Raw genomic sequence first — 16,917 nt, forward strand, 5'->3', positions numbered from 1 at the left:
GCGACACAGCCACAACAGTAGCGCGCGATTAAGTAGTGCACAACCAATTATCGCCCTACTGTCTATCGCACGACCATTTAGTGCCAGATACAATCGAGGGCACTCAAAGGTAGGGTTGGAGATCGTCATGTAGAGCACGGGACCGAGGAGCGACACCGTGAGCACAGCCGGCGACATCGTGAGCACAGCCGGAGCGGCGCCGGCAGAGGGGCACAGCCTCCTCCTGGACGATCAACTCTGCTTCGCCCTGTACGCCGCCTCCCGCGCGGTCACGGCCCGCTACCGGCCGCTGCTCGACGAACTGGGGCTGACCTATCCGCAGTACCTGGTCATGCTCGTGCTCTGGGAGCAGGACTCGATCTCCGTGCGCGATCTGGGGGCCGCGCTCCAGCTCGAGTCCAGCACCCTCTCCCCGCTCCTGAAGCGCCTGGAGGCCGGCGGCCTGCTCCGCCGCGAGCGCCGTACGGACGACGAGCGCTCCGTCGCCATCCGCCTCACCGAGGCCGGGGCCCAGCTCAAGGAGCGGGCCCGGACCGTCCCCGTGGACATCGGCGACGCCATGGGCCTGACCCCCGAACAGCACACCCTCACCAAGCAGTTGCTCCGACTCCTCACGGCGAACGTCAGCCAGGGATGAGTTGAGGGGAGTATGCCCGGGGAAGGCGGTGTCGCCGCCGTACATCCTCAGGAGGCGATCGCGCCCCCAGGCACGCGAGAAGCCGCCCTCCCCTTATAGGAGAGAACGGCCTCCGACCTGCCACAAAGCTGGTCGGGACGACAGGATTTGAACCTGCGACCCCTTGACCCCCAGGAGTAGGGGTCATCCTTTTTGTCTGCACATACGGCCAGAAAACAAGGAGCATGGCGTGCGGTGTCGCGCGTGCCGTTCAGGTGCCCGGAAACCCGGGTTCGCGAACCGGGCCGCCTGGGCCCGCAGCGTCTCCAGGTACCTCATCTTGGCCGTCAGTGACGGCTTCGCCCACTCCTCCAGCCAGGGAAAGGGAGCGAGGACGGCCTGTGCCCGATACAGGCTCCGTCCCGCGCCGCGCCAATGGGAGAAGATCAGGCCCCACAGATGTTCGGCGTCCTCACGTGCATCCCGTACCGATGAGCCGCCTTCCGCCTCCTCGTCGTCATCACCGTCAAGGTTCTGTTCAGCACGAAGAAGCACAGCGGCGTCCCGTGCCTCCTCGTCGGTCCAGCATTCGTCCTCGTCCGGCGCCGTGTAGGACTGCGACTGGTGCAACAGGCCCGTCCCGCCGAGGGCCCGCAGGAACATGCCCAGCCCGGTAGTCGGCCGACCCCCGATACCCATGCGGCGCACCGCGAGCACAGCCGTCGCCACGTCGCCGCTTCCAGCGACACGTCGACAGTCCGGGACGCTCTCTGGCCTGTCCACGCTGTCCTCCACAAACCCGGGTGCCCTGGCCGCCTGTCCAGCCGCCGGGACCGGTGGACCGCAGCTGCCGAGCACAGGGAGTCCCGCGACGGCCCTGTTCTCGTGGGAAGGTTGCGTCCATGGAGATGGTGTACGGGTTCGACCTGATCCGGGGCCAGGACCGGTTTCAGTTCGGGCCGCGGCCCAGGCCGTCCACGCGCGTCCTTCCGCCGGCAGGGCCGCAGGCCCCGGGCACCACCCCTCATCGACGGGCGGTCGTCCCTACGGTCCGTCGCGCAGCTCGGACCGAATGTGGAGGACAGCGAGGCCGGCCCGCGACGTGACGCCAGTCTTGCGGTAGATGCGGCTGAGGTGGCTCTCGACCGTGCGGGGGCTGAGGTAGAGCCGGGCTGCGATGTCGGGGGTGGTCAGGCCTTCGGCGATCAGGGCGGCGATCTCACGTTCGCGGCGGGAGAGGGGCGCGGACACGGTGTCGGGCGCGTCGCCGGCGGCCGGGGGGCCGAACACGGCCGGGCGGAACACGTCCGCCAGGCCGGTCAGCAGACGTGCACCGCCGGTCGCGGCGAGGTGCCGGGCGCGTGTCCACATGGCTCGGGCGCGGTCCGGGTGACCGGCGGCCGCGGTCAGGGGGGCGCCGAGCAGCAGGCTGAATGCCTCCCACCGGACCGCTCCGACACGGGCCGACTGCTCCACGGCTTCCTCGAACAGTTCGACCGCCGTCGCCGTGTCGCCTTCGGTACGCGCGATGTGGGCCGCGCTGCGCAGCGCCGAGGCCCGCTGCGACGGCAGGTCGAGTTGCTCGGCCTCCTTGCCGGCCCGCTCCGCCCAGGCCCTGGCCGAGTCCGTGTCGCCCGTGGCGACGGCGGAGCTAACCAGGATCTCCAGGAGGAGCGGACGTATGCACGGCTGAAGTGCGTTCAGGTCGTCACCTCCCGCGCGGAGGAGGGCGGTCCGGGCACGCTGGGGGTCGCCGACGTGGATCTCCACGTAGCCGAGCATGCACCAGGCGATGGACGCCCACCAGTTGGTGCCCGGACCGGCCACCGCGACCGCTTCCTCGGCCACCGCCAGTGCGGTCCGGTCGTCGTACGCAAGGGCGGGGACCAGGGCATGGGCCTTGCTGCCCAGGACGAAGGCCAGCAGTTCGTCGCTGCCGATGCCGCGGGCGATGGCCTCGGCCTCGTCCGCGAGTTCCACGGCCGAGGCCATCCTCAGGGTCTGTGTGTGGATGTGCGCCTTGCACAGCAGCAGGTGCGGCAGGACGTACAGCTTGCCGCCGCGCCGCGCGATGGCCAGACCGCGATCGGCGTGCCGTTCGGCATCGGCGTACCTTTCCAGGAACACCTCCGCCCAGCTCAGCCGGAACAGCGGCTCGCACAGGCCCGCGAGGTCGTGATCGGTCAGCGCGTCGACGAGAGCCGCCGCCTGGTCGGTGGCCTCCCGTGCGGCGGGAATCTCGCCTTCGTACGTCTCCCCGAGGGCCGAGATCGCGAGCGCGCCTGCCTCGGCGACCTCGTCGCCCAGCGACCGGGCCAGGTCGAGGGTGCGTGCCACCTCGGCACGTACCAGCGGGTATGCGGTGGCATGCGGCGCGGACGAGCCCAGCTCCAGGCCGAGTTCGACGGCATCTGCGGGGGTCGGGCCAGGGATACGGGAGAGCTCGCGGCGGAGCAGCGCGACCGCCTCCGCGTAGCGCCCGAGGTGACGTTCCATCACGGCGCACAGCGTCACGGCGGAAGCCCGCACGCTTGTCGCCCCCGCCTCGTCCGGTGGCGACATGGCGATCACCTCGTGCAGCAGGTCGCGGCTCTCCCGCAGTCCTCCGCAGACGCCGAGGGCTCGGGCCCGGCGCAGCATCAAGTCACGGCGCAGTGTGGCGTGCCGCGGCTGGTCGGGCAGGTGTGCGAGGGCGACGCCCAGCCAGTGGGCGCTGCTCGCGGGTGCGGTGGCGGCGGACCGTTCGGCCGCTTCGGCGAGTACTGCGACGGCCTCCGGGTCCCAGCCGGTCAGCGACCGCTCGATGTGGTGGGCGCGTTCGGTGGCGGGAGCGCCGACGTCGGCCAGTCCGGCGGCGGCCAGGCGGTGCATGCGGACGCGCGATATGGGGTCGGTGCTCTCGTGCACGAGCGCCCGCAGCACCGGATGGCGCAGCGACCACCGCCCACCCGGGCTCGGGCGGAGCAGATCGCGGGCGGCCAGCGTTTCCAGGTCCGCGTCGATACCGGCCTCGTCCTGGCCGGTCACCACGGCCAGCAGGGCGACGGTGGCATGGTCGCCCAGGATGGCAAGTGCCTCGGTGGTACGGCGCTGTCCCGCGGTCAGCGGGGTCAGTTCGTCCAGCAGGAGGGAGCCGAGCCCGGCGGAGTGCGGTGGTGAGCCGCCATGTCGTCGGCACTGTCCGGCCGGTTCAGCCTGCTCGGCCTGCAGGAGGGCGAGCAAGTAGAGCGGGTTGCCGTCGCTGGCGGCGTACAACTCGACGGCCCGGCCGGGCGGCAGACCGGGCGCCAGTCGGGGGGCCAGGACCTCGACGCACTCGCGCTCGGTGAGCGGTCCGAGGTCCAGCCGGAGCACCGTACCCAGGTCGATGCCCCGCGTGAGTGCGGCGGCGAGGGAGGCCGCGGTCTGGCGGTCGCGACGGGCCACAACGATCACGACAGGGGCGTGCGGGGGATGACGGACAAGGTGGTCGAGGAGTTCCAGGGACGCCGGGTCGGCCCAGTGCAGGTCGTCCAGGGCCACGACGAGCCCTCGGCCGAGTGGGCGGCCGGTCCCGTGGCCGGTCCTGCGGCCCGTCCCGCCGCCGGCCGTGGCGATCCGGACGAGCAGCTTCGCGACGGACCGGTGCAGCCCGAACCGGTCGCTGTGCCCGTCCCCGGCGCCGCCGCGATCCGTCAGCTCCATGTCGTGGTCGGCGAGTGCATCCCTGAACGGCTGGTAGGGGATGTGCTGTTCGTACTCCGTGGCCCGGCCACGCAGCACCGTCATCCCCCGGTCCCGCGCCCGTCGGCAGAACTCGGCCATGAGCCGGCTCTTGCCGATGCCCGCGTTCCCGGCCAGGTCCACGACCGCCGAATCGCCGTCACGACCGAGTGTCCGGTCGAGTACTTCGTCCAGGCGCGCCAACTCGGTCGTTCGGCTGACCAGCGGAGTCACATCTACCTCACCGTCCCCCTGCCACTCGGCCGTCGGGGACTTTGCATATGAGATCCTACGTAACGGATTGCGCAACATCACAGAGACCCTCCCCCAGGGCCCCGGGCAGTGCGGGCGGAACCGATTCGGACACCGCACGTGTGCGCCAGGATGGGCGATGTCATCTACATCGCGCACTCCAGCGGTCGTCTGACACTGCTGAGCCCCGAAGACCCGCGAGATCGGGCCGGCTGCCAATGCCAGTGACTTCTGGCGAAGTCCGGGGCCGAGTCGGCCGGGACCTCCCAGTCGCCGCTCTCGACGTAGCGTGCGCGCTCCTCGCCCTGCTCGCGGAGGTAGACGGGATACTCGCCGTCCGCGTCCGGCTGCGTGACGTCGAAGCACCAGACTGCCTCCGCGCCGGAATCGGCGAAGCCGACCAGGTGGTTGGTGGACAGGCGACGGCCGTCGCCACCAGTGTCTGTGTGCTCCGGCATGTGCACGATATTCGCGTTCAGCGCGACCATGTCCTCGTCGCCGACGATGACGATGTCATGGCCGAACTCGCCTCGGCAGGTGAAGGCGTTGTGCTCGGCGAGGAGGGCCCGATAGCCGGGTGGGGCCGCCCAGTTGATCGTGCCGAAGTGCGGCTTCAGGCCCGTTTCCCGGCGGCGGACAGCGTCTGCCGAGGCGGGGCCCGACGCCGTGATCGTGACCGTTCCGGCCTCGGCGGCGCGGCGAAGAACTGCCAGGCTCTCGTGTATCAACGTTTACGGTCCTTGATCTCGTGGCTCCACGGCACCGTACGCGCAGCACTCCACGGGGGAACGGCAGTTGCCCGGACCGGGACCAGACGTATGCGCCGAAAGGCACGGCGAGTTACGCCGTGCCTTCGGTGCGCGCAATCGGTGTCAGGCGCTCTCGAGGGCATTCGCGTCGGCTCCGCTGCACTTGTACGCGTCAAAGAGGGTGATGCGGTAGCCGGGCGGGGTGGGCGAGCCCGGGCATATCCACAAACCGGCCTGGGCGATTCGGTTGGTCCAGGACTTCCGCGAGCTGAAGCGGCGCGTCAAAGCAGGCCTACCGCTCCGTACTCCTGAAACACGCGACAACTGAGCCTTCACCGCCGAACCGACTTGGGCAGGACTTGTTCGCCACCAGGTCCCGGTCGCCGTCCACCATCGTCCACCATGCCACCACGTCTTCCGGTGACCACTCCTGTCGCACACCCGCCCCTTGCCATCGGCCCCTCGGGCGGCGTTCAGCCGGTCGGCCCAACGAGGCACCCCAGCGCCAGAAAACGGCAGGTGCGACCCCCTCGGAACCTTCCGGCGGGTTACTTGCCCCTGGTGTCCGAGCGCTACTGGGCTGACAAGCAGCACCCGAAGCCATGGGAGGCGGCTTCGGGCCGCTTCGAATGCACGGCCAGTGCCCGCAGAGGAAGACTCCGGGACGGGCGGTCAAGCGGCCTGGCCGAGGCCCGCGGAGGCCAGGTCCTGCTCACACAGCGGGGTGAAGTCGACGTCGAGCTTCGGGTCGTATGCCTCGGGCTGGATGCCGAGTTCGTGCGTGCGGTACTCGCCGAACCCTCATACGCGGTGATCAGCCGCTTGAACCGCGGATACGCGGCCGGCTCGATCGAAGTCATCGACCTGCTGACCGCCGTGACCGGGGACCGGTGGACCGACTGGCGCGCCGCGCGCGAGGACGGGCAGCGGTGGCTCGACACCCACCGGACACCACAGCCCGCCGCGGAACCGACAGTGCCCGAGAGACAGCACCGTCCGGCTCGCCCCTTCTTTCACCCAGGCCAGGAGGACGGGAAGAACGAGCACGTTTTTTTCTCGGCTCAACCCGAGGCAACGTTCTGCCACCGACGCTGTGGATGCCGCTTGAGTTGAGCGGCATCCAACTTCCGGAATCCCGTACAAGGAGTTTATGGTGCCGCACTGGCACATACCGGCCTGCTTGTTCAGCCCTCGGAGCCGTCCTCGTCGTCATCGGGGCTGCCTGCGGCCAGGTCGCGCAGTGGGCGCAGGCAGCCACCGGCGGGTGGAGGCGCGGAAACTGTAGCGGCCCAACACAATGAGGTTCCCGTGGCGCAGTGGGGAGAGCCGGGCGACGTCCTCGTCCAGGAGGTCATGCTCGTGCTGGGCAGCGGACAGCGCCCGCGCCTCCCACCGCTTGCCGTCCAGCAGCCGTGCCCGCGGGTCCGCCCACCGGTTCGAAGGCGAGGCGAACGCGTCGCGCCGGTTCAGCGCGCGGAACATCTGCTCCAGCCCGGAAAGGCTCGTTCCGCGCCGGTGCGTACAGCCGCGCGAAGAGCCCGTCGGTGCCGAAGCACGCGTCCAGTTCGGCCGGGAGGTCGTCGTGCGGCGGTGACTCCGGCGCCTCGATCCGCACGAGGTGTGACTTGATGTAGCACCCGCGACTGGTCGAGCAGCCACTCGACGGGGCCCAGAGATGGCGCGCGCGTCCTCGAACGGACCGGCTCTCACGGAAGTCCGGGGCCGGGACATCCGTGAAACTACGTAATGCGCGCGACGCCCCTTTCGCTCCCGTGCCCGGGCAACCATGCTGTGCCCGTGTCCACGAACAAGAGAGTCAAGGCTTTCCACTGGGAGATGTACCGCCGCAGCGGCCGCGTAGGGAAGAGCGACTTGGGCACCTACGTCTTCGCCACGCTGGTCCACGTCTTCGGCGTGTTCGCGGCGTACGTCACCGAGCCGCTGGCAGGCCTGATCGTGGGCGGCGTGTTCGCGGCTTTCTGGGGGAGCATCCTGTTGCCGCCGTGGCTGCGCGACATCCGCTCCATCGTGGCAGCCGACATCCGGCCGGGCCCACCGCCTGTGCTGGTGCTGCAGCGGCGCAACGGCTCCACGATCACCCATCCCCTCGGCGCGGTGACCGAGCTGCGGCCGCTCACCGTCGGGATCCGATCCGCGGGGGGCAGCGGCGGCGACAAGATCCTGGAGTTGCGGGTGGGCCGCAAGGTCTACCGCACCCAGGCGGCGTTCAACCCGCCGGGGAACGAAGTACAGCTGCTGGCGGATGCGCTGCGCCGGGCCTGCCCCCAGCTGGTGGTCCGCAGGCACGAGGACCGGACGTCCTGGGTGTCGGACAGCGAATGAGTCGCCCGGCCGGTGGCGCCGCGATGACGATGACCCGCAACACCCGGTGCCGGCGGCGCTGCTGGACGCCGTACGCCGTCGCGGACCGGTCACCTTGCGCGGCTTTCCCTGGGACACCGAACTGCGCGAGCGGTGTGACGTCTCCTGCACGAACAGGACGCCCGGGTGGCCCGCTGGTCCACGCGCAAGAAGGACCACATCGGCACCGACGCCCGTCTGACCACGCTGCTCTCACGCCCCACGGGTCCAGCTTGCCCAGGAAGATCAGCTGGACGGGGTGGAAGAAGGAGAGGCGCGGACGCCCCGGCATCAGGCCCGCAAGGGATCGCTGCCTTGGCGCTGTAGTCAAACGATCTGGCGTGGTGGTCGTAGTCGGGCCCACAAGGATCGGTGACGGCGCTCAACGCCCTCTGTTCTTGATCACCGGTTGCGGGCGCGGCGATGCCACCAATATGGCTGGATTGACTGGCTCGGGTCGGCACCGCACCTCTGCTTTGCCTGTCGGCCCTCGCGTGGCTTGCGCGCCGCGGTCGCGCAACCAGCCCCGTGAGTCGGAGGAGTCGGCCACCGGTGTACGGGCACGGGTGTACGGGCGCGGGGCCACACCACCGTGCCTCGTCAAGGCTCCCGAAGCCGCAACCGAAATGCCCGGGAGCAGCGAGCCATCCGCCCGGCTTCCCGCGAACCATACAGACGGGCCGGGGCGAAGACATCGGTAGAACTACGCAACCTCAGCACCTGTTGCTCGACGAACCGTGCATGCACACCCGGTTCGGGGTGCAAGAACGAGAAGGCGCCCCTCCAGAGGTTCAGCTCAGGGCGTGGACGATCCCTGTTCGCGCGCTTCCACGTTGACGAGGCCATGCGGATGATGCTCCGTGGGCGTTACGAGGAGGCCGCCTCTGTCGCCGCCCGGGGCTCGGCCTGGGTGGGAGGTACCGGGCTCGCTGTCCTCCACGCGCGGGCCCTGGCAGCGGCCGACCGGGTCGACGACGCGGTCAACGCACTGTCCCGCGCTCTGGATTCGGGCGCGGACCCGCGCGTACATGGTGCTGGAGCTGTGCCCGGGCGGTTCGCTGGGCGACCGGCTCCACCGGCAGGGCCCGTTCCCGGTGCGGGAGGCGCGGGACATCGGGGTGCGCATCGCCGACGCGCTCGCCGCCGCGCACGCCGCCGGGGTGCTGCACCGCGACATCAAGCCGGGCAACATCATGGTCAACCAGTACGGAGGCGTCGCCCTGGCCGACTTCGGTCTCGCGGCGATGCCCCGGCCGGGCCAGGAACTGTCGGTCACCCGGGAGGCGTTGACGCCCGCGTACGCCCCGCCCGAGGCGTTCCACCTGGCCGAACCCACGCCCGCGGGGGACGTGTACTCCCTCGGCGCGACCATCTACGCCCTCGTGCACGGCCGGGCCCCGCACTTCCCCGAAGAGGGCGCCCTCAGCATCGCCGAGGTCATCAAGCGGCACACCTGGCCCATACCCGACCTGCCCGGAGTGAGCCCGGCCTTCAACGAGGTCCTACGGCATGCCATGGCACCCGACCCGGCTCACCGCCTGCCGAGCGCCGCGGCCCTGCGGGACGCCCTCGCCACCGTCGACCTGCACGACGATGCGCCGGCCGTCCCCACCACGTACGCCCTGACCGCCCCGGCAATCGGCAACTCCCCATCGCCGCACGGCCCGTTGAGCTTCCCGCCGCCGGGGCCGGGCGGCGGACCGGAAACGCGGCCCGTGGTCGCGCGGGACCAGAGGAAGAACCGGCTCCCGCGGTGGGCCGTCCCGGTCCTGGCGCTGGCCGTGGCCGTTCTCGGCACGGCCGGAGTGCTGGCGTACCGGAGCGGGTCCTCGTCCGAGGAGTCCACGGGCTCCTCCCCCGCGTCCGAGGTCTCCTCCACCGCGAGCGCGGCGTCCCCGGGCGAGGGAGCCTCCGCCGCCACCGACTTCAAGGTGCCGACGACCACCGAGGACTGCCCGGCGGCCTCCGTCGCGGGCGTGGGCGCCCGCTGCGCCACGACCGCCGAGTGCTGGGGCGGCATGGTCGTCACCACCGGAGTCGTCACCGTCACCCGCTCCGACTGCCTGGTGGAGCACCCCTGGGAGACCTTCGCCATCGCCCCGCTCCCCTCGGACCGGACGACCAACAACCAGCAGGAACTGAGCAAACACCCCGACGTCCGCAAACTCTGCTCACGCGACGTCATGGCGAAAACAAGGCAGGGCGAGGCCCTGGACATCGCCCCGCCCGCTGGACCATCGACGTGATCCCGCCGTCCCAGACGGAATACGCCGATGGCCTGCGCGTCCTGCGCTGCGTCGCCACGGTCACCGGACAGCAGTCGACCGGCACCTACTTCCGGCCCCGGCCGTGACCTGCGATTTACAGACCGAGAGGCACACCCTCCAACTGGGCGAGATTGCGGGCCATTTTGCCGTGGAGCGTGGTGCCGTCGCAGACGGGCAGGTCGCCCGGCACCTTGTTGAGGTTTTTCGCCTCTATGTAGCCGATGGGCTTGCTGCCCTTGTCGGTGTAATGCTTGGGGCCGCTGATGTCGCCGTTGTCCGTTCCCGTGGCCAGCAACCGCTTGTTGAGCAGCACGCCGTACCACCTGGTGGATGCGTTTGTATTGTCCTCGGCCGAACACACCACAGACACTTCTTCGCCTTGTTTCGGGTGACAGTTCGGCTTGCTGGGTGTGCAGTTGTCGCGATTATCCGTGCTCCTGATCTGCGTGCAACTGTCTTCGGAGTCGCTCTTGCAGGAGACCGGCACGATGTTCAGCTGATAAATGATTTCTTGGGGAAGGGCATTGACCGACGACCACGAGGCGCTGAGGGTCGTCTCGTGGATGTCGGGAAGCGCGCAGATGTCGATGTCTGCCGTACCGCCGAACACGTCGTCTTCGACGGTTGCCTCGTGCTTGTCGGGGCATTCCTGCGAGCCGGAATCATCAGCCGCTCCATCGGCGGCCGGCGTCGCCGACGAGCCCGTGGCGTTCTGGTCCTTGTCCGCCTCAGAGCCGCACGCGGCGAGGGACAACGCCAGTACGGCCGCTCCGAAGCCTGCCAGAACACGAACCCGGGTTGACACGAAACGTACCTCTTTCTCACCGCTGAACCATCCGAACAACTGCAGCTGTGAGCACCAACCCGGGGGGCCGGAAAGGCCGTTGGGCGGTGACACACATGCCCACGCTCCCAGCTTCCGTCCTCTGAAGGCTTCGGTAGAACTACGCAATCGAGGTACGGCACTTCGCCGTGGGGTGGGTTTGCCGGGAGGGGATGTCAGTGGGCGTGATCACAGCGCCGTTCATGTCTCGTGGTCCCCGACCCCAACGAGGTGCCGGCCGACCCCGGGCGTTCGGCCTGCCCGAGCGCGGCGACCGGCAGCTGGCGTTCCTGACCGCCGTGATCTCCACCGTCCAGACCTCCACCACCCGGCAGCGGTGGGAGACCGGCTGGGAGATCCTGGCCAAGGCCGTGGCCGCGGGCGTACCCGACGTCGCCGCGCGCGCTGCGTACGACCTGGCCGCGCTGCGTGACACCGAATGGCCCGCCCCCACCGTGGTCGGCGTCTTCGCCGACGTCCTTCATGCCTCCGGCCTGCTCACGCCCGCCGGACGGTGAGCGGCGTGACATCGCACCACGACAGGGGCGGTGCGCCGGGCCGTGGTCAAGCGCCCATGACACCGCCGGGCCCCGGCCGGGCGGGGCACGCGCCGGCAGGCGTCGCGGGGCCGAGGCCGTATGGGGAACCGTCGGCCGGCATGGCCTGCGTTCCGCTGTTGTGATCGTCCGAAGGCGGGGTGAAGGCGACGTCCAGACGGGTGAGCCCGCGGAAGTTGAGGCTGCGCTGCCACTGCGGCGGCGCGGTGCCGTCGAGGCACAGGCCGGGGAGCCGGGTGAGGAGTGCTTCCAGGACGATCGCGCCTTCCAGCCGGGCCAGCGCCGCGCCGAGGCAGAAGTGCGGCCCGTGCCCGAACGCCATGTGCCGTCCGCCGGGCCGCTCGAAGTCCAGCACATGGGGATCGGGGAAGACGGCCGGATGCCGGTTGGCGGCGCCGCTGACCAGGAGCACCGTCTGCCCTTCGGCGATGGTGCGGCCCGCCAGGTCCAGGTCGTGCCGTGCCCGGCGCAGCATCAGCTGTACCGGGGCGTCGTAGCGCAGGAGTTCCTCGACCGCTGCGGGCATCAGGTCGGGTCGGCGGCGCAGTTGGTCGGCGGCGTGCGGGTGGCGGAGCAGGGCGAGTGTGGCGTTGCCGATGAAGTGGGTGGTGGTCTCGTGGCCGGCGATCAGGAGCAGGGCGCAGTTGGCGAGGAGTTCGTCGAGGTCCTGGTCGGTGTTCTCGGCCTGTGCGGTCACCATGGCGCGCAGGGTGTGGGGGGCGGCGGGGTGTCGTGACGGGTGAGGAGTTCGCGGAAGTAGGCAAGCATGTCCGTCATGCTCTGCGAGGCCTCGCGGTTGCGGTCGGCGTCGAGCCGGGAGTTGCCTATGGCTTCGGCGATCGGCTCGGACCAGGAGGCGAGGGCGGGGCGGTCCTGCTCCGGTACGTCGAGGAGGTCGCAGATGATGGTGAGAGGCAGGGGGCGGGCGAGGTCCGCGACGATGTCCATCCGCCCGGTCGGCGCCGCGTGGGTGATGATCCGGTCAACGGCTTCGAAGATCCGGGCGCGGAGTGCCGCTACTGCTCGGGAGGTGAAGGCTTTGCTGATCAGGGCCCGTAGCCGGGGGTGGTCGGGGGCGTCGCTGTAGAGCATCTGCCGGCTCAGGACCCGGGCCAGCGGCCGCAGTTCCTCGGGAACGGCCTCGATGTCGGGATAGCGCACCGAGGACAGCCCCCGGGTCACCCGCGGCTTTGCTGACCACTGCGTACGCGGTCGCGACCCAGGCGCCCAGGGTGCGGTCCCAGAAGAGGTCGTCGGCGCTCCGCAGCTCTTCGTAGAAGTCGTAGAGATTCTCTTGGACTTGGGGCCGAAAGGCCCGCAGCAGCGTTGAGGGTATGCGCATCGCCCCATGTTAGTGCCCTGCTCCGGGAATTCGATCAAGCTTTGCGGCGAGACGCTGCAGGATCTTGTCGGCTCTTCGTCGAGACGTCGGCAAGGCAGCGCATGTTCATCTATTCATCGAACTTCAGGCGCAGGACACAAAGTTCCAAGAGCCCGTGCGGATAGGCCGGTTGAGGGCCCTGGTCGGGTCGTGGTGCGGCCCGGTGGCCGCTACTGGCCGTGATTTCTTGCTGCCGATGCCGGTAGAACTACGCAACGGGTTACGGCACTTCGGGTTGGGGTGAATGCCGGGGAGCAAGGGCGTATTACGGTGCCGTCCATGGTTGACGATGTGCGCGATCCGGGTCAGTCGCGGAAGTGCGAAGCGTCCCTGCGCCGGCGGTCCACCTCGACGGCGAAGACGTCAGGCCTGCTGTAGTGGCCGGCCGGATCGAAGTTCTGGCGCTCCTCCCGGACCCGGGCAAAGTCCAGATCGGCGATGACCAGACGCTCCTCGTCCACGACCGGCTCGACGATCCAGGTGCCGTCCGGCGCCGCGACGGCAGAGCCACCACGGCAGTAGTCGGTCACGCCGGCCTCCTCCAGCTCGGCGCGCAGCGGGAAGTCGGTGGGGACGTCGGCCAGGGAGAGCAGCCCGTTGGCCGCGAGGTGGAACATCCTCCCCTCGCGGGCTATGAAGCAGGTGCTCTTGTCGGCGGTGTTGTGGGGATTGCCGGGCCAGACACTGATGTGCAGTTCCTCGCCCTGCGCGTACAGGGCGTGGCGGGCCTGGGGCATCCAGTTCTCCCAGCAGTTCAGGCCTCCCACCCGGGCGGGGCCCACTTGGTGCACGCGCAGTCCGTTGCCGTCCCCGATGCCCCAGACCAGCCGTTCTTCGTGGGTCGGCATGAGCTTGCGGTGGGCGCTGACGATGCCTGCGCCGGGGTCGATGGCGACCAGTGTGCAGAACACGGTCCCTCGGGCGGTACCCACTCCTCGTTCCGTCGTTCCGAGGTACACGAAGATGCCCAGGTCCCGCGCGGCTTCGGTGATCCGGGCGAGTTCCGGGCCGTCGAGCTCGACCGCGGCCTGCAGGTATGCCGCATAGGCGCGCTTCTGTGCGGCGTCGTTGAAGCGGGCGCCGCCTGTGTGCTCCAGCCAGGACGGGTAGCCGGACAGGAAGGTCTCGGGGAAGGCGATCAGCTGGACGCCCTGTGCCGCCGCGTTCTCGAGCCAGGCGAGGACCTTCTTGGTCGTCGCCGTCGGATCGAGCCAGTGCGGCCGGGCCTGTGCGGCAGCAATACGCATGTCGTTGTCTCCTGTGTCGTTTTCGAATTGCGAGATGAGTCGAGGAGGGATCAGCCGACGGAGGGAACAGTCGACGGAGGGAACAGTCGACGGAGGGAACAGTCGACGGAGGGAACAGTCGGCGGTGGGCCCAGCGGGCTGCGGGCCCGGGCGGGCCAGGCTCCGGCGCTGGCTACACTGCGAAGATCTGCGAGCTGTCGGCGAACGCCTTGAACTCCAGGGCGTTACCCGAAGGGTCCTTGAGGAACATGGTCCACTGCTCGCCGGGCTGCCCCTCGAAGCGCAGATAGGGCTCGATGACAAACGTGGTGTCCGCCGCGCGGAGGCGTTCGGCGAGTGTATGGAAGTCGGGGATGGACAGGACGAGGCCGAAGTGCGGGACGGGTACGTCGTGGCCGTCGACCGGATTGTGGATCGGCTCATTGCGCGGCGCCAGGTGCGTCACGAGCTGATGGCCGCGGAAGTTCCAGTCGATCCACGTGTCGGAGCTGCGGCCCTGGCGGCAGCCCAAGGTCTCACCGTAGAAGCGGCGAGCTACAGCCAGGTCGTCGACGGGCACGGCCAGGTGGAACGGCGGGACCGGTATTTCGTGCATGGCCATGATGGCTGCCTGTCCTTCGGGAGAGTAGCACTAGCACTGACGACGAATGATTGAATGTTAACATCACTACATTTAGAGGCAAGGGGAGCGAAGTGAGCAACCCGAATGGCATCGCGCCGGCCCGCCGACGCGGCATGGCAAACGAGGTCGCGGACCGGATCCGGGACGCGATCTTCTCCGGCGTCTACGCGCCCGGAGCTCAGCTGCGCGAGGTCGAGCTGGCCACGGCCCTCCAGGTCAGCCGCGGTCCGGTGCGCGAGGCACTGCTCAGGCTGGAGCGCGAAGGCCTCGTCCAGAGCGAGTGGCACCGTGGGACCACCGTGACCTCCCTGTCCGCACAGGACGCCGAGGAGCTGAACAGCCTCCGCGGCGCCTTGGAGCAGCTGGCCGTCGAGCGCCTCGTGGAGCACGCCACGGAGGAGGACCTGGCGGCCGTCCGGAAAGCCGTGGACCGGATGGGCCGTGCCGAGGACGAGCATGCGATTGTGCGGCTGGACCTGGAGTTCCACGACGCTGTCTACGCCGCCGCCCACCACGGCCGCCTGGAAGGGGCATGGCAGGCGATCCGCTCCCAGGTGCACCTGTTCCTGCTGATGCGCATGGGCCTGACCGAGAACGGCTACGCCCAGCACATCGAGACCGAACACCGGGAACTGGCCGACGTCCTGGAGGCCCGCGACACCGAGCGCGCTCTCCGGCTCTTCGCGGAACACCGGAGCCACGCCTTCGACCTCCTCAAGGCGGCGGACGCGAAGGGGTAGCCCTGGTCGCCCCGGCGATCAGCGACTGCTCCGTGTTCGGCCGCCATACGGGTTCCGACGCCTGGGATGGCGTCGCGACGGCCGACCCGACGGCCCACTTCCCCCATCGACCAGGGCCTGTTCAGACCCACGCTGGACTGTCGAGAGGGTGTGCCGCCGCACCCCCGCCGTGGCGTCCCGTACCCGAGAGTTTCAGGGCGGCAACGGTGCCGCCCCTCGGGACCGGTTCGGCCGGCATCTTGTCCATGGCGCGGACGAGGCGGCCCAGCCACTCCACGGCCGTTCTCCTCATCCAGCCCTGTTTGCCTCGGGACATCCGTAGTACTACGCAAAAACCTTGCGCAACACGGAAGTTGGCCAGGCCCCGCGTACCATCCGGCCGCGCTGCCGCGTGCCACCAGGGACGCCAGGGCGGCACGGGAGGACACTGCCGTCTTGCGGAAGACCCGGGTGAGGTGGCTCTCCACGGTGCGCCGGCTGAGGTAGAGCTCGGTGGCGATGGCCTGGCTCGTGAGGCCTGCGGCGACCAGCTCGGCGATCTCCCGCTCGCGCTGGGTCAACGTGGCGAGTCTCTCGGTCGGTTCTGCGTCCTGTTCGGCGGGTTCCCCGAACACTGCCGGACGTATCCGTTCGGCGAGGCCGGCCAGCAGCCGTGCGCCGCCCTCGGAAGCCAGGCGTTGCGCCCGGCGCCACATGGCGGCCGCGCGCGGGCCGTCTCCGGCGGCTTTCATGAAAGGGGCCCCGAACAGCAGGGACTGCGCCTCGCGCAGTACCGCCCCGGACTGTGCGCTGTCCGCCGCGGCCTCGGCGACAGCCGGGCCGCCGCGGCCGTGTCGCCTCGGCGTGCCGCGATCTGGGCGTGGCTGCGCAGCGCTGCTCCGCGCTGGGCGGGCAGGCCGAGCTGCTCGGCTTCCTGGTGGGCGCGCTCGGCCCACTTTTCGGCTTCTTCCATCTTGCCGGTGGCGACGGCTGCGGTGGCAAGCAGTTCCAGGAAGTTGGGGCGTACCGAGGGCTGCAGCCGCCGCAGCTCGTCTCCGCCGCCCGCTTGCAGCAGGACCTCCTGCACCCGGTGCGGATCGCCGGCGCCGAGCGCGGCGTAGACGAGCATGCACCAGGCCAGTGAAGCCCACCAACTGTCGCTCTTACCGGCCGCGGCCACCGCCTCCTCGGCAGCTGCCAGCGCACCGGGGTCGCCCGGAGGGCGGGTCTGCATCAGAATCTGGGATCTGAATGCCAGGGCGAGGCCAAGCAGTTCACCGCTGCCCAGGGCCCGCGTGATGGGCTCGGCCTCGTCGGCCAGTTCCAGCGCGGTCGCGATCCGGCAGGTGCTGAAGTGGATGTAGGCCTTGCACAGCAGGAACTGTGGCAGCAGATACAGCTGCCCGGTCCTCCGGGCGATCTCCAGCCCGCGGTCGACGTGCCGTTCCGCGGTGATGTAGTTCTCCAGGAACACTTCGGTCCAAACCAGTCTGGACAGCGGGTCGCACAGACCGGCGAAAACATGCCTGTGACAACACAGTGGGCCACCGGGACGGCATCCACATGACACACGCGGGGTCGCCCGGCACGCCGCCTTCGACACGTTCGGGACAACCGCCAA

Annotated in this window: 15 protein-coding genes and 1 pseudogene; 6 read left to right on the plus strand and 10 right to left on the minus strand. The window is 69.7% G+C overall.

The features are described 5' to 3' along the window. Nucleotides 1–157: 157 nt before the first annotated feature. A complete protein-coding gene (locus JIX56_RS04060) occupies nucleotides 158–637 on the plus strand; it encodes a MarR family winged helix-turn-helix transcriptional regulator (RefSeq protein WP_306819818.1) in 480 nt (159 codons plus the stop codon). Between the two features lie 183 nt (nucleotides 638–820). Here the strand turns inward: JIX56_RS04060 and JIX56_RS04065 are convergent, their stop codons facing one another. From JIX56_RS04065 to JIX56_RS04075, 3 genes are all read right to left on the minus strand, one after another. Next, on the minus strand, nucleotides 821–1,345 hold the full coding sequence (locus tag JIX56_RS04065) for a hypothetical protein (protein ID WP_257537383.1): 525 nt from the start codon (nucleotides 1,343–1,345) through the stop codon (nucleotides 821–823). 315 nt (nucleotides 1,346–1,660) lie between these two features. Continuing rightward, entirely contained in the window at nucleotides 1,661–4,552 is a 2,892-nt protein-coding gene (locus tag JIX56_RS04070) for a helix-turn-helix transcriptional regulator (protein WP_257537384.1), read from the minus strand. Between the two features lie 164 nt (nucleotides 4,553–4,716). Further along, nucleotides 4,717–5,298: an SMI1/KNR4 family protein gene (locus tag JIX56_RS04075; RefSeq protein WP_257537385.1), complete on the minus strand. Its 582-nt coding sequence runs from the start codon at nucleotides 5,296–5,298 to the stop codon at nucleotides 4,717–4,719. Between the two features lie 582 nt (nucleotides 5,299–5,880). Here JIX56_RS04075 and JIX56_RS04080 point away from each other — a divergent pair. From JIX56_RS04080 to JIX56_RS04095, 3 genes are all read left to right on the plus strand, one after another. Further along, nucleotides 5,881–6,432 carry a hypothetical protein gene (locus JIX56_RS04080; protein WP_257537386.1) on the plus strand — a complete coding sequence of 184 codons (552 nt, stop codon included), beginning with the start codon at nucleotides 5,881–5,883 and terminating at the stop codon, nucleotides 6,430–6,432. A 684-nt stretch (nucleotides 6,433–7,116) separates the two neighbouring features. Then, nucleotides 7,117–7,662, plus strand: a complete 546-nt coding sequence (locus tag JIX56_RS04090; RefSeq protein WP_257537387.1) for a hypothetical protein — start codon at nucleotides 7,117–7,119, stop codon at nucleotides 7,660–7,662. Nucleotides 7,663–8,708: 1,046 nt separating this feature from the next. Next, a complete protein-coding gene (locus JIX56_RS04095) occupies nucleotides 8,709–9,926 on the plus strand; it encodes a serine/threonine-protein kinase (protein ID WP_257537388.1) in 1,218 nt (405 codons plus the stop codon). A 115-nt stretch (nucleotides 9,927–10,041) separates the two neighbouring features. Here the strand turns inward: JIX56_RS04095 and JIX56_RS04100 are convergent, their stop codons facing one another. Further along, nucleotides 10,042–10,752, minus strand: a complete 711-nt coding sequence (locus JIX56_RS04100) for a hypothetical protein (protein ID WP_257537389.1) — start codon at nucleotides 10,750–10,752, stop codon at nucleotides 10,042–10,044. 221 nt (nucleotides 10,753–10,973) lie between these two features. On the opposite strand from JIX56_RS04100, the gene JIX56_RS04105 reads away from it, so the two are divergent. Next, the gene (locus tag JIX56_RS04105; RefSeq protein WP_306819819.1) at nucleotides 10,974–11,288 is read left to right on the plus strand and encodes a hypothetical protein; all 315 of its coding nucleotides are present in this window, start codon (nucleotides 10,974–10,976) and stop codon (nucleotides 11,286–11,288) included. 46 nt (nucleotides 11,289–11,334) lie between these two features. Here the strand turns inward: JIX56_RS04105 and JIX56_RS04110 are convergent, their stop codons facing one another. The 4 genes from JIX56_RS04110 to JIX56_RS04125 all read right to left on the minus strand — a co-directional run bounded on the left by JIX56_RS04110 (nucleotide 11,335) and on the right by JIX56_RS04125 (nucleotide 14,556). Then, nucleotides 11,335–12,027, minus strand: coding sequence for a cytochrome P450 (locus tag JIX56_RS04110; RefSeq protein WP_257537390.1), 693 nt, complete (start codon nucleotides 12,025–12,027; stop codon nucleotides 11,335–11,337). Further along, the gene (locus JIX56_RS04115) at nucleotides 12,021–12,509 is read right to left on the minus strand and encodes a cytochrome P450 (protein ID WP_257537391.1); all 489 of its coding nucleotides are present in this window, start codon (nucleotides 12,507–12,509) and stop codon (nucleotides 12,021–12,023) included. Before JIX56_RS04115 ends, JIX56_RS04110 begins: the two co-directional genes overlap by 7 nt. A 504-nt stretch (nucleotides 12,510–13,013) precedes the next feature. Continuing rightward, the gene (locus tag JIX56_RS04120) at nucleotides 13,014–13,955 is read right to left on the minus strand and encodes a carbon-nitrogen hydrolase family protein (protein ID WP_257537392.1); all 942 of its coding nucleotides are present in this window, start codon (nucleotides 13,953–13,955) and stop codon (nucleotides 13,014–13,016) included. A gap of 172 nt (nucleotides 13,956–14,127) precedes the next feature. Continuing rightward, nucleotides 14,128–14,556, minus strand: a complete 429-nt coding sequence (locus JIX56_RS04125; RefSeq protein ID WP_257537393.1) for a VOC family protein — start codon at nucleotides 14,554–14,556, stop codon at nucleotides 14,128–14,130. Nucleotides 14,557–14,648: 92 nt separating this feature from the next. Here JIX56_RS04125 and JIX56_RS04130 point away from each other — a divergent pair, with 92 nt between their 5' ends. After that, the gene (locus tag JIX56_RS04130; protein WP_306819820.1) at nucleotides 14,649–15,317 is read left to right on the plus strand and encodes a GntR family transcriptional regulator; all 669 of its coding nucleotides are present in this window, start codon (nucleotides 14,649–14,651) and stop codon (nucleotides 15,315–15,317) included. A 458-nt stretch (nucleotides 15,318–15,775) separates the two neighbouring features. On the opposite strand, the pseudogene JIX56_RS04135 reads toward JIX56_RS04130, so the two are convergent. Both JIX56_RS04135 and JIX56_RS04140 read right to left on the minus strand, forming a co-directional pair. Next, nucleotides 15,776–16,048, minus strand: a pseudogene (locus tag JIX56_RS04135) (LuxR C-terminal-related transcriptional regulator); the annotation flags it as partial. Next, nucleotides 16,045–16,770 (minus strand): hypothetical protein, encoded by a 726-nt coding sequence (locus JIX56_RS04140; protein WP_257537394.1) that lies wholly within the window; start codon nucleotides 16,768–16,770, stop codon nucleotides 16,045–16,047. The pseudogene JIX56_RS04135 and the gene JIX56_RS04140, both read right to left, overlap by 4 nt. Nucleotides 16,771–16,917 lie beyond the last annotated feature (147 nt).

The organism is Streptomyces sp. CA-210063 (assembly GCF_024612015.1).
GTDB lineage: Bacteria > Actinomycetota > Actinomycetes > Streptomycetales > Streptomycetaceae > Streptomyces.

Bases quoted from the DNA above. Each gene is read 5' to 3' on its own strand.
- JIX56_RS04105 (WP_306819819.1), top strand. From the start codon at position 10,974: ATGTCTCGTGGTCCCCGACCCCAACGAGGTGCCGGCCGACCCCGGGCG.
- JIX56_RS04110 (WP_257537390.1), bottom strand. From the start codon at position 12,027: ATGGTGACCGCACAGGCCGAGAACACCGACCAGGACCTCGACGAACTC.
- JIX56_RS04125 (WP_257537393.1), bottom strand. From the start codon at position 14,556: ATGGCCATGCACGAAATACCGGTCCCGCCGTTCCACCTGGCCGTGCCC.
- JIX56_RS04120 (WP_257537392.1), bottom strand. From the start codon at position 13,955: ATGCGTATTGCTGCCGCACAGGCCCGGCCGCACTGGCTCGATCCGACG.
- JIX56_RS04095 (WP_257537388.1), top strand. From the start codon at position 8,709: ATGGTGCTGGAGCTGTGCCCGGGCGGTTCGCTGGGCGACCGGCTCCAC.